Raw genomic sequence first — 12,809 nt, 5'->3', positions numbered from 1 at the left:
TGGAAATTTTTAAATAGGATTATAATTCGGATGGGTATCTATAGCTAGAAAGTAACGATAGTTTTATGGTTACTACTTCCAATGAGAAAAGAGGCTGTCATGGAAATAATTACAGGCGATAAAAAGATTCAACAAAATTTAAATCGTTCTGAGATTCAAGAAATAGTGAGTTACTTTCAGGGGTTAAATGAATCGGTGATACTGCGTGAGATTCGACAGGCTTTTCCTCAACAGAAACATTTAGATAAAAACCTAGATTTTTTGGTCGATCATCAGATTCTTTTGCGTCAAAATCGTCGCTATCAGTTTTGTTTGAATACTATAGAAGCGAATCCTACAATCGAAAAAGTTGAGTGTTTTTTACATGACTCAAGTGCTGATTACACTACGGAACAGTTATTGGTTTGGTTAGGTGAGGAAGCGTGGAGCGACAGGTTAGAAAAAACAATGGCAATTGATTTTCCTTTAGCCTTTCGTAATCATCTAGAAAATAAGCATTTTCGAATTGTGACAATCAATCGAGGTGGTGATCTAACAGCAACACTACCTAATTATTTTTCCAATGTAGATGAACCATCGCTATTTCCAGAATTAGCGACACTAATTGGTGACGTAAATCCTGAATTTTTTATGAATCAAATAGAGCTCGTATTTGATCGAGTTTTGTCTGATCGAGTGCCTCGTAGGGAATCGATCTTTTTGAAGAGTTTGTTAGCGAGTGGAATGATCGTCTCACAACCAGAATGGCAGATGCTGATTCCTGTCTATGAGGAAGTTCCATCCCTTGATTGGACACAGCAGTTGGACAGTGATTCGCGATTCTTTTTTGCCAGACAATTGGCAGAGCGTTTATTAGATAAGCACGAGAGTTTTACGTATTTGATTAAGAAGAAGGCATGAATCATGCAAAGAATTATCAAGGCAATAATTTTGATCGTTAGTTTTTTGCTAGTGTTTGGTGGCATCTATTATGCAAAAGTTCGCTATTTCAGCCCAGGGACGCTGGCGAAACAAAAAGGCATCGAATACTCTAATGTTCCGACGGTCTTTATCCATGGATATGAAGGGAACTCCTTCTCTTTTGGGCCGCTTTTGCGGCAGTTAGAAAGAGAAAATGTTGCTAAACGGGAAATGACGATCGTCGTTCAAGAGGACGGCAAGTTAACAGTAGAAGGAAAACTGAAAAACAATCGTGATAATCCAACGATTATGGTTCTGTTTGCAAAAGATGTGGCTGATGAAATTACTCAAAGCCGCTGGATCGATAAGGTGATGCGCTACTTATATCAGCAAAAAATTTCACGAGTCAACTTAGTTAGTCATTCGATGGGCGGAGTTTCGACATTGCGCTATTTATTAGAATACGCAGATGACAGAACGCCTCAAACGGAGCGTTTCGTCACGATTGCGGCGCCATTTAATGATCTTGAGATTGCTGAAGACACAGAAGAAATATTTGCTTATGAGTTGACTGAGAAAGGGCCAAGTGGAGAAACGCCGATCTATCAATACTTTGATCATGCCATGGAGAAGCTGCCTCCGAATTTGCAGGTTCTCGATGTAGCTGGGGATTTGAAGGATGGCACAGAAAGCGATGGGTCTGTTTCGACCCACAGCGCATTTGCTTTGCGTTTACTGTTTCAAAAGCATGCTAAGAGTTACCAAGAGCTGATCGTTACCAAAAAGAGCGGTGGGCACTCAGCCATCACAAAAAGTACTGAACTTAAAACAAAACTAATCGATTTTCTTTGGAAAAAGACAGCTTGAAGCTAAAGCCTCAGGCTGTCTTTTTGGCGTTTACGGACCTTTTTCGTCCAAAAGCCCCCGGAAATGTATTTTGGTTCGTAGGAGATAATAAAGGCGCGCTCTTCAACTTCCTTAATCAACGTGTACAGTGTCCGTTCGGTTTTGCGAGGGGACAGAATCTCTAATACCATTCGTCCGCCCTCCAAGCCTTCGCCATAAGATTGTGTGACACCGTAACCATGTTCTCGCAAAATGCGAGGTAGACTGATCTCTTGGTCGGTATTCGTCGGTAATATAACAGTTACCATGATATAGCCTAGTGCCAGTTTATCTTCTATTTTTATGCCAACACTGACGCCGATTGCATATCCTAACGCATAAGTTAAAAGGTTAAGAGGGTTATCCAATCGATCTAAAACCATCGAAAGCCCGAGGATATAAATGGTAATTTCCACCATGCTCATCAGAGGAGCTAAGAGCCGGTATCCCTTCATTGTTAGCATAAATCGAAGTGTATTCAATGTAACGTAAGCAAAATTGATAAAAAAGATCATTGCCAGCATCTTGATGTCGACCATTATTAAACCTCCTTGATCCAAATAGTTTCATATTTTATTGATTTATTTCATCTTTGATTTGTTCTATTAGCACTAGCCTAACGATAATTTTGGCAAAAGGCAAACAGAAGGAACGAAGAATAAAGGAATTTCTTTATTTTTTGTCAGAAAAACAGTCACAGCAAATAATTATTGTTATTTATTGGCGAATAATGGATTTTTTTAAAAGAATTGAAAAATTTACCTTCTATTTTAAATCTTATTATAATATAATGTTAGGTAGGGGCATTTAATAATGTAAAGAAAAATATATAAAACGCTTGATACGTTATTTAATAAAGGATTTTGTTATTATAATAGAACGAGGTTTGTTTTTATTATTAAACTTTACTCATTAAAATGCAATTTAAGGACGCTTTAGCGTTCGTTTAAAAAGGTGGTTCTCATGAAAAATAATAAACAAGATGAAATGAAGTTATTGGAAGATGCTAAGAGAACATTTTTGTCTGGAGAAAATTTTTATGCACAACACTTATTGGGCGCTCACCGAGAGAAAGACGGATACGTTTTTCGTGTATGGGCCCCGAACGCACTCGCCGTATTTTTAGTCGGTGATTTTAACGGCTGGCAAGAATTGGCGATGGAAAAAGATGATACAAGCGGAATTTGGCAAGTATATACAGAAGATCCTAAGGAAGGCGATCTATACAAATTTAAAGTTCGCCAAGCAAATGGCCGAGAAATATTAAAAATCGATCCTTTTGCTGTACGTTTCGAAAAAAGGCCTGGCGATGCAGCGGAATTGTACACTTTCCCTGAAAAGAAATGGAAAGATGGTTTGTGGATTGGCCGTAACAAGCGCTCGAATAGTTTTAAACGGCCATTGAACATATATGAAATGCATGCCAGTTCATGGAAGCATCACGAGGATGGAACACCATATAGTTTCGCTGATTTGAAGGAAGAATTAGTTCCTTATCTTGTTGAGATGAATTATACCCATGTGGAGTTCATGCCTTTAATGGAACACCCACTGGGACGCTCATGGGGTTACCAGTTAATTGGGTACTATGCTTTGAGTTCTTATTATGGGACACCAGAAGAATTTCAAGATTTTGTTGAAGCATGCCATATGAACAACATTGGAGTGTTCGTGGATTGGGTACCTGGTCACTATTGTATCAATGATGATACCTTGCCTTACTATGATGGAACGCCGCAATTTGAATATGAAGATCCTGATCGGGCGAAGAATAATCGCTGGGGCTCTGTTAACTTTGACTTGGGCAAGCCGCAGGTCCAAAGCTTCTTGATTTCCAGCGCGATGTTCTGGATCGAAATGTTCCATATTGATGGGATACGAGTAGATGCTGTTTCGAGTATGATTTATCGTGATTATGATGATGGTCCTTGGACACCAAACCATGAAGGCGGGAATCGTAATTTTGAAGGCTACTATTTCTTGCAAAAATTAAACGCGGTAATAAAGTTGGCGCATCCAAATGTACTGATGATCGCAGAAGAAAGCTCGTCTGAGACTCCTGTGACCGGTATGATCGAGAGTGGTTCGTTAGGTTTTGATTTTAAATGGAACATGGGTTGGATGAATGATGTCTTACGTTTTTACGAGATGGATCCGTTGTATCGGAAGGATAATTTCAATTTAATCACTTTTTCTTTCATGTATATGTTGCAGGAAAATTTCATTTTGCCATTGTCACATGATGAAGTCGTTCACGGTAAGAAGAGTTTAATGCATAAAATGTGGGGTGATCGCTACAAACAATTTTCACAACTAAGAAATTTATACACGTATTTCATGATGCATCCTGGGAAAAAATTACTGTTTATGGGTAGTGAATGGGGGCAGTTTTTAGAGTGGAAGTTTGATGAAGGGCTGGAATGGGTCGACTTGAATGATTCATTGAATCATTCAATGCAGCATTTTACGTCTGAATTAAACGACTTCTATAAAAAACAACCTGCTTTATGGGAGTTGGAAGATTCTTACGATACGATCGAAATTATTGATGCTGATAATACAGAAGAATCGATCTTGACTTTCATGCGAAAAGGGAAGCGGAAAAAAGATTTCTTGATCGTTGTTCTAAATATGACACCGGTCGAACGCCATGATTTCCATATTGGTGTTCCGTATCCGGGATCATATAAGGAAGTTTGGAATACTGAAATGAAAGAGTTTGGCGGTACTTGGACGAGGCACAATGCTGATTGTCAAAGTGAACCAATCAAATTTAAAGAGTACGGTCAGTTGATCAAAACTACTGTCCCAGCTTTAGGTGCCATTGTAATAAAACCAGAGTCAGTCAACACACGTAAGAAATAGAGGGGAGGTCGATGAAGGAAAGTCCTTCATCAATTAAAATGAAAACAGAAATTTTAGCAATGATTTTAGCCGGCGGGAAAGGTTCTCGTCTCGGCAAACTAACACAAAAAATTGCAAAACCTGCCGTCCCTTTTGGCGGTCGCTATCGAATTATTGATTTCACACTGAGCAACTGTATCAATTCTGGAATAAACAATGTTGGAGTAGTAACGCAGTATCAACCGTTGGCATTGAATAATCATATCGGAAACGGATCGAGTTGGGGTTTCGATGGTCTTAATTCCGGTGTAACGATATTACAGCCTTATTCGAGCAATGATGGCAGCAAGTGGTTCGAAGGAACTGCTCATGCGATATATCAAAACATGGACTACATTGATCAAATGGATCCGCAATATGTTTTGGTCCTATCTGGCGATCACATCTATAAAATGGATTACGAAGCAATGTTGGAGGATCATAAAGCAAATAACGCGTCACTGACTGTCGCGGTTATCGAGGTGCCGATTGAAGAAGCTTCACGCTTTGGGATCATGAACACAGATGAAAATGATCGCATCATTGAATTTGAAGAAAAACCTGAAGTGCCAAAGAGCAATTTAGCATCAATGGGAATCTATATCTTTAACTGGAGCCGCCTGCGCAGTGTGTTGTTGAATAGCTATAAAAAAGATGATCAAATGTTGGACTTTGGAAAACACGTTATCCCAGCTTATTTAGAGAGCGGCGAGAATGTTTTTGCTTATCGTTTTGATGGTTATTGGAAAGACGTTGGTACGATTGATTCACTCTGGGAAGCCAGCATGGAGTTCATCGATCCTGAACACAGCTTGAACATTCGCGATAAAAACTGGCGTATATTAGCGAAAAATACTATTTCACCACCACATTTCTTAACAGAACATGCAGACGTGAAAAATTCACTGGTTGTTGACGGCTGCTATGTAGCTGGTGAAGTGGAACATAGTATTCTATCAGATGATGTTCAAGTAAAAGAGGGCGCGAAAGTCGTTGACAGCGTAATTATGCCAGGCGCAACGATTGGGAAGAATGTACAAATCACGAAGGCGATCATCGGAGAAAATGCAATTATTGGCGACGATGCTGTTGTCGATGGATCAGAAGAAATCGCAGTTGTGGGATATTCAGAAGTGATTGGAGTGTTGACAAGTGAGAGCGAATAAAATGTGTGCCATTATGGGCAATGTATATGAATGTCCAGAATTGTTACCTTTAACTGAAAAAAGACCTTTGGCAACATTGCCTTTTGATTGTAAATATCGTCTGATTGACTTCAATCTATCGAATGCAATTAATGCCAACATCAAGTCTGTTTACATGGTATTCAATCAAGGAACAACCAAATCGGTTTTTGACCATATCGGCGGAGGCCGCGAATGGCATTTGGATAGCGTAGATAGTCGCTATTTTATCCATTTTTATCAGGATTTCTTGAAAAAGAAAGCAGAAGGTCGTCCGTATTTTGAATCTGTGATCGACTACTTGAATAAATCAAAATCAGAATATACCGTTTTTATGGGAAATCGCATGCTTTGCAATATTGATTTGGAAGCAGTCTTGAAAATCCATCAACAAAGTGATAGTACAATGACTGTGGTCTATAAGAAAATGCCTAGAAATCAAATCTATCGTCAAGATGAAATCATCAAAGCTGATGATCATGGTATCGTGAAAGGTCACCATAATTTCCTTGAAGACAAAACTGATGATGAGATGTTAAATCTTGGAATGAAAATCTTTATATGTCGAACAGACTGGTTGATCAATGCTCTGCAAGAGGGACAAAATCTTGGTGGACCAGTAGCGCTTGTCGATTTCCTAACTTTGGCGATGGAACAGGTGAAGACATATGCCTATGAATATACTGGATTTTTAAGCAACATTTTTGATATTAAATCTTATTATGATGCTAACATGGCAATGTTGGATCCGAAAAAATTCACTTCTTTGCTGTATTCTAAACAAAAGATCTATACGAAATTGAAAAATGAAGTGGCGACCTATTATGCTCCATCTTCAGAAGTGAAAAACAGCCAGTTTGCAACCGGCTGTCTGGTGGATGGTAAAGTCCACGGCTCACTTATCGCTCGAAGCGTCGTGATTGAGAAAGATGCGGAGATTGAAGATTCAATCATCATGGCAAGCTGTAGTATTCATGAGAAAGCATATATCAAACATGCGATCTTAGATAAGAATGTCGTAGTTGAACCAGGTATAAAGGTCATCGGCTCAGCTGAACAACCAGTGGTTATCAAGAAAAATACGCATGTATTAAGTGACGTTTACGGAGGGGAATAAACGTGAAGACATTATTTGTGGCAGCGGAATGTGCACCCTTTTTTAAAACAGGAGGATTGGGTGATGTTGCGGGTGCTTTGCCTAAAGCATTAAAGGAAAAGGGAACAGACATCAAAGTTGTACTGCCATTTTTCCCGAAAATGCCGCAGCGTTACAAAGATCAACTAGAAGATTTGTTCTCATATGAAGTTTACGTTGGCTGGCGCAAGCAGTTTTGCGGTGTGAAATATCTTAAAATGAATGGGATTGACTACTATTTCCTAGATAGTCTCTATTATTTTGATCGTCCAGAATTGTATGGATATTTTGATGATGGTGAACGTTTTGCTTTCTATCAGCAAGCAGTCATTGAGTTGATGGAAAAAATCGATTTTATCCCTGATGTGATGCATTTGAATGATTATCATACATCCTTCATTCCATTCCTATTGAAGGAAAAATATCGTTGGATACAAAAATTCAGTAAAATTCGGACTGTTTTGACAATCCACAATATCGAATTCCAAGGTCAATACGATCGTTCCGTTTTATATGATTTATTTGGCATGGGCTGCGAGCGGTACGATGATGGAACAATCCGTTTTAATGACTGTGTGAACTTCATGAAGGCGGGGATTCTTTATGCGGATCGTGTAACGACGGTCAGTCCTTCATATGCAGAGGAAATCAAAACACCTGCGTTTGGTTCTGGTTTAGATGTTATCTTGCGGATGGAGAGCGGCAAGCTGCGTGGGATATTGAATGGCATCGATTATGATGCTTTTGATCCAGCGAAGGATCCGGCTCTCTTTGAAAATTATGATCAAAAACATTTGGACAAAAAAATCGAGAATAAGGTTCAACTACAAAAATGTCTAGATCTGCCCGTTCGGCCAGAAGTTCCGGTGATCGGGATTGTCAGCCGTTTGACGTATCAAAAAGGATTCCATCTGCTGTTGCAGGAAATGGAAAATCTGATGCAGTTTGACGTACAATTGGTACTGATCGGAACAGGCGATCCGAACTTTGAGAACCAATTCCATTACTTCGGTGGGAAATATCCGAATAAAGCAAGTATTCATATTGCTTTTGATGTGACCTTGGCGCAAAAAGTATATGCCGGAGCCGATATGTTTCTAATGCCTTCAGCTTTTGAACCATGCGGATTATCACAGATGATTTCAATGCGTTATGGTACCTTGCCGATCGTACATGAGATTGGTGGATTGAAAGATACTGTTGAACCGTATAATCCGATTACCAATGAAGGAACTGGGTTTGGTTTCAATATTTATGAATCATTCTATTTGATGAACGCTATGAAGCAAGCCATTGAGTTATATCAAGACCATCAGGATATTTGGCAGGGTATGATGCTGGAAGCAATGTCGCGTGATTTTAGCTGGAATGAGTCAAGTGAGCAATATTTAGAGCTATATAAACAACTGTAGGATTCAAAAAGCCAGAATCTATGCCTTTCGGCGATGGATTTTGGCTTTTTTTATCACTATTTTCTCAGAATAAGGTACTATATATGTATTAAGCGTTACTCATAATTTTATTAAAAAGTGCAGGTTGGAGATGAAAAAATGAATAAGACAGAATTTAAACAATCTTTCAGTCGTCGTTTGGCTGAAAAATTTGCAATGGAAGTTTCTGATGCTTCCCCTAACGAATTATATCAAACGTTGGGATCATTGATGACTTCCGCATATTCTCAAAATTGGCAGCAGACATGGAAGGATTATCGGGAAGCAGAACAAAAGCAAACCTATTATTTCTCTATCGAATTTTTACCTGGGAAATTGTTGAAGAGTAATCTTTTAAACATGGGTAGTTTAGAGATGGTCACAGAAGGATTGGCAGAATTAGGCATTAATATCGATGACTTAGCAGAAGTCGAACCGGATATGGCTCTGGGTAACGGAGGATTAGGCCGTTTGGCATCCTGCTTTATGGATTCGATCGCTTCTACTGGATTACCGGGTAACGGGAACGGGATTCGATACGAATATGGTCTGTTCAAACAACGTTTTGTTGATAATTATCAAGTAGAGCTGCCTGATGAGTGGCTACAAAAAGGAAATCTTTGGGAGGTCCGCAAGGAAAGCAAAGCCGTGGATGTTCGTATCGGCGGGGATGTCTATATGAGCCATGATGGCTTTGGTAACTTGACACCTACATATTCAGGAGGAATGATGGTCCGTGCGGTACCGTACGATACCGGAATGGTGGGTTACCAAAATGGTGTCGTGAATACAATGCGTTTATGGTCTGTAGAGATTCCGCCAGAAGAAGAGGATCGCTACCGCAGTATCAGCGATCGACGTGCCGTGGAGGATCTGACTTCCGTGCTTTATCCGGATGATTCCAGCGAAGCCGGCAGAAAGCTAAGACTGTCACAGGAATACTTCTTCGTATCAGCAGGGGTCCAAAGTATTTTACGCTATTATAAGCAATTAAAAAAACCAATGGATGTGATTAACCAATATATCGCAATCCATATCAATGATACGCATCCTGCGATGTGTGTTGCTGAGTTTATGCGTCTCTTAGTAGATGAAGAAAAAATGAGCTGGGAACGTGCGTGGAATGTCACCCAGGAGGTTATGAGTTACACGAATCATACTATCATGGCAGAGGCTTTAGAAAAATGGTCAATCAACATGATGAAAAGTGTTTGTCCAAGAATCTATCAAATTATTGAAGAAATTGACCGCCGTTTTGTTGAGGAGATGACTGGGGTTCATAATTTTGATCTGATCCAACGAACAAGAATCATTCAAGGCGATCAGGTTCATATGGCCCATTTGGCGATCATTGGTTCTCACTCAACAAATGGGGTGGCGAAACTTCATTCAGATTTACTAAAATCAGTAGTTCTTCATGATTTCTATGTGCTTTATCCTGCTCGTTTCAACAACAAAACAAATGGGATTGCTATGCGGCGCTGGACCCAACTGGCGAATCCGGCTTTGAGTACACTGCTGGATGACACGATCGGCGATTCTTGGCGCAAAAAACCTAGTGATTTACGTCTATTGTTGAATTACGAAGATGACGATACAGTCCTTAATGCCCTAGCCGAAGCGAAATTGATCAATAAAAAACGTTTAGCTGACTATATTCAAAAGCATTGTGGGATCGAAGTGAATCCTCATGCGATTTTTGATGTTCAAATCAAGCGTCTGCATGCCTATAAACGTCAATTGCTGAATCTTTTGCATATTATCAAATTGTATCTAGATCTAAAAGAAAATCCGGAGCTGCCGATCGAACCGCGTGTCTTTATTTTTGGGGCAAAAGCTGCACCTAGCTATCATTATGCCAAATCGATCATCAAGGTAATCAATGAGACGGCAAGTCTAATCAATCAAGACTCATCGATCAATGACAAATTGAAGATCGTCTTCTTGGCAAACTATAATGTCAGCTTAGCTGAACGGATCATTCCCGCAGCTGATGTCAGTGAGCAAATATCATTGGCATCTAAAGAAGCTTCAGGTACCTCAAATATGAAGCTGATGTTAAACGGTGCTGTGACGATCGCGACCTTAGATGGGGCAAATGTTGAGATCCGCGATGCGGTCGGCGATGATAACATTGCGATTTTTGGATTAACTGAGTCAGAAGTTTATCAATACTATGAGAATAGAAATTACTCATCAGCGGATATCTATCGAGATGATGCTGTCATCCATAAGGTAGTAAAAACTTTGATAGACGGAACGATCCCGAACATTATTGCAGAGGGTCAGGAAATCTTTGACTCATTGATCAAATACAATGATGAGTTCTTCGTTCTGAGGGACTTTGAAGACTACTGCTTAGCTCAACAATCGGTTGATCAGGCTTATCAAGACAAACGTCGTTGGCGTCAAATTAGTTTGCGTAATATCGCAAATGCTGGTCGTTTCTCCTCGGACAACACTGTGCAGCGTTACGCAGATGATATTTGGCAAATAGAACCTGTCTTCGCTCATGAAGACGATCGAGGTGTGACACAACATGACTCATATCTACTTTAATCCTTGGTTAGAAAGATTTAAACAACCATTTGGCGCTGTTCAAGAAGGGACGATAGTTAAAATCTGGCTATCTGTTCCTGAACAGCAGAATACAAAGGTTTATTTAATCGTACGCAAAGAGGGGAGCTCCGTCGGACAGAAAATATTTATGATGGAGCCTGCCTCAGAGGATCGTTTTCACTTTCAGACGATCATGGATCAGGGCTGGGGTCTCTACTTTTACTACTTTAAAATCGTCCATGAGTCGGAGGGCTATGAAACCATTCAGTATTATGGCTTCAACGGTCAGGGCGGCGAAGGACGTATCTATGGATCTGAACGAGAAGTCGTTCCTTATCAGTTGACCTGTTATCAAAAACCAGAGATCGCACCGAAATGGTACCGCGATGCTGTCTTCTATCAGATTTTTCCAGACCGTTTTGCCAATGGAAATCCTGATCGGGTCATCAATCATCCGAAAAAGAATTCCTTCATTTATGCGACGGAAGAGGATGAACCTTTCTATATTAAGAATAAGGAAAATGAAATCGTACGCTGGGACTTTTTTGGCGGAAATTTCAAAGGGATTCAGGAAAAGATTCCTTATTTGCAAGAACTAGGCATCACTGCATTGTACTTGAATCCGATTTTTGAAGCCAGTTCGAATCATCGCTATGACACCAATGATTATTTCAAAGTCGATGGTGTGCTCGGAACGGAAGAAGATTTTCGAAATCTGATTTCTGCTTTGCATATGGCGGGAATCGCTGTAGTATTGGACGGGGTCTTTTCTCACGTTGGTAAGGACAGCCGCTATTTCAACATCTCCGGTCTTTATGGAAATGATGTCGGAGCTGCTCGCGATCCACAAAGTGAGTATCGTGAATGGTTCACCTTCAATCATTATCCCGATGACTACAAATCATGGTGGGGTGTCGCGGATCTTCCAGAAGTTAGAAAAGAGAATCCTTGTTTCCAAGAGTTCATATACGGAGATTTAGACAGTGTCTTGTCGAAATGGACGGAAATGGGTGTTGACGGTTGGCGTTTAGATGTCGCTGATGAATTAACCGATGACTTTATTGCAGGCATTCGGAAAAATCTTTTGTCTTATCAAGAAAAGATCCTGATCGGTGAAGTTTGGGAGGATGCCTCAAATAAGATCGCTTATGATACGCGTCGCAAATATGTTTTCGGGGATCATCTGCAGGGGGTAATGAATTATCCTCTGCGCCAGCAGATCCTAGATTTATTGAATCATTCTCGCTCATTAAAGGAAATCTGTGAAGAGATGATTCGATATCAAGAGAATTATCCAGCAGACTTTTACTACAATCAGCTGAATAATATCGGCACTCATGACACCGAGCGTATCTTGACTATGCTGGATGGGTCTATCGAGGCATTGGATCAGGCTTGGGGCCTGATGTTTATGATGCCGGGAATCCCTTGTGTTTATTACGGGGATGAAGCCGGACTGACTGGTGGAAAAGATCCAGATAATCGAAAATTTTTTCCATGGAAGTCGATTGACCCGCGCTTGTTTGCCAACTGCCAAAAATGGGTGGACAGAAGAAAAAGATATGATGTTCTAAAAAATGGACACTTTTTCCCATTCTATTCACAAACACAGCAAATTTTCGGGATCATTCGTTATTCTGGGAATGCTTACGTGATTTATGCGATTAATTTGTCTGATCAAGAGCAAAGTCTCAACATTGGTGAGTTATCTAGTCCGCGCGCCTATCGTGGCGAATACGCAGTATTGGATCGTATTTTAGAAGGGGAAGTTATAGCTCCAAAAGGAAGCTTATTCATGCACGATTCAGAATAGGCTATAGCTTTCATCTATTT

The 12,809-nt window shown here is 40.1% G+C and carries 9 protein-coding genes; 8 read left to right on the top strand and 1 reads right to left on the bottom strand.

What is annotated here, in order from left to right; all coding sequences use genetic code 11:
- Positions 1-99 precede the first annotated feature (99 nt).
- Positions 100-900 carry a DUF1803 domain-containing protein gene (locus tag E6139_RS03430; protein WP_316401659.1) on the top strand — a complete coding sequence of 267 codons (801 nt, stop codon included), beginning with the start codon at positions 100-102 and terminating at the stop codon, positions 898-900.
- Positions 901-903: 3 nt separating this feature from the next.
- Positions 904-1,767, top strand: coding sequence for an alpha/beta hydrolase (locus tag E6139_RS03425; RefSeq protein ID WP_316401658.1), 864 nt, complete (start codon positions 904-906; stop codon positions 1,765-1,767).
- Between the two features lie 2 nt (positions 1,768-1,769).
- Here the strand turns inward: E6139_RS03425 and E6139_RS03420 are convergent, their stop codons facing one another.
- Positions 1,770-2,324: a DUF2179 domain-containing protein gene (locus tag E6139_RS03420; RefSeq protein ID WP_316401657.1), complete on the bottom strand. Its 555-nt coding sequence runs from the start codon at positions 2,322-2,324 to the stop codon at positions 1,770-1,772.
- A gap of 424 nt (positions 2,325-2,748) precedes the next feature.
- Here E6139_RS03420 and glgB point away from each other — a divergent pair, with 424 nt between their 5' ends.
- The 6 genes from glgB (at position 2,749) to E6139_RS03390 (ending at position 12,789) form a co-directional block, all read left to right on the top strand.
- Complete coding sequence (glgB, locus tag E6139_RS03415) at positions 2,749-4,650, top strand: 1,4-alpha-glucan branching protein GlgB (protein WP_316401656.1); 1,902 nt, start codon at positions 2,749-2,751, stop codon at positions 4,648-4,650.
- A 38-nt stretch (positions 4,651-4,688) separates the two neighbouring features.
- On the top strand, positions 4,689-5,834 hold the full coding sequence (locus E6139_RS03410; protein WP_410470510.1) for a glucose-1-phosphate adenylyltransferase: 1,146 nt from the start codon (positions 4,689-4,691) through the stop codon (positions 5,832-5,834).
- Positions 5,821-6,969, top strand: coding sequence for a glucose-1-phosphate adenylyltransferase subunit GlgD (gene glgD, locus E6139_RS03405; RefSeq protein WP_316401654.1), 1,149 nt, complete (start codon positions 5,821-5,823; stop codon positions 6,967-6,969). The genes E6139_RS03410 and glgD overlap by 14 nt, the downstream gene beginning before the upstream one ends.
- A gap of 2 nt (positions 6,970-6,971) precedes the next feature.
- Positions 6,972-8,399 carry a glycogen synthase GlgA gene (gene glgA / locus E6139_RS03400; RefSeq protein WP_316401653.1) on the top strand — a complete coding sequence of 476 codons (1,428 nt, stop codon included), beginning with the start codon at positions 6,972-6,974 and terminating at the stop codon, positions 8,397-8,399.
- A 138-nt stretch (positions 8,400-8,537) separates the two neighbouring features.
- Positions 8,538-10,976 (top strand): glycogen/starch/alpha-glucan phosphorylase, encoded by a 2,439-nt coding sequence (locus E6139_RS03395; RefSeq protein ID WP_316401652.1) that lies wholly within the window; start codon positions 8,538-8,540, stop codon positions 10,974-10,976.
- Positions 10,957-12,789, top strand: a complete 1,833-nt coding sequence (locus E6139_RS03390) for a glycoside hydrolase family 13 protein (RefSeq protein WP_316401651.1) — start codon at positions 10,957-10,959, stop codon at positions 12,787-12,789. The genes E6139_RS03395 and E6139_RS03390 overlap by 20 nt, the downstream gene beginning before the upstream one ends.
- The last annotated feature ends 20 nt before the right edge of the window (positions 12,790-12,809 follow it).

Source organism: Enterococcus sp. (genome assembly GCF_032555305.1).
Taxonomy (GTDB): Bacteria; Bacillota; Bacilli; order Lactobacillales; family Enterococcaceae; genus Enterococcus_A.
This window is presented reverse-complemented; position numbering and strand designations above follow the sequence as displayed.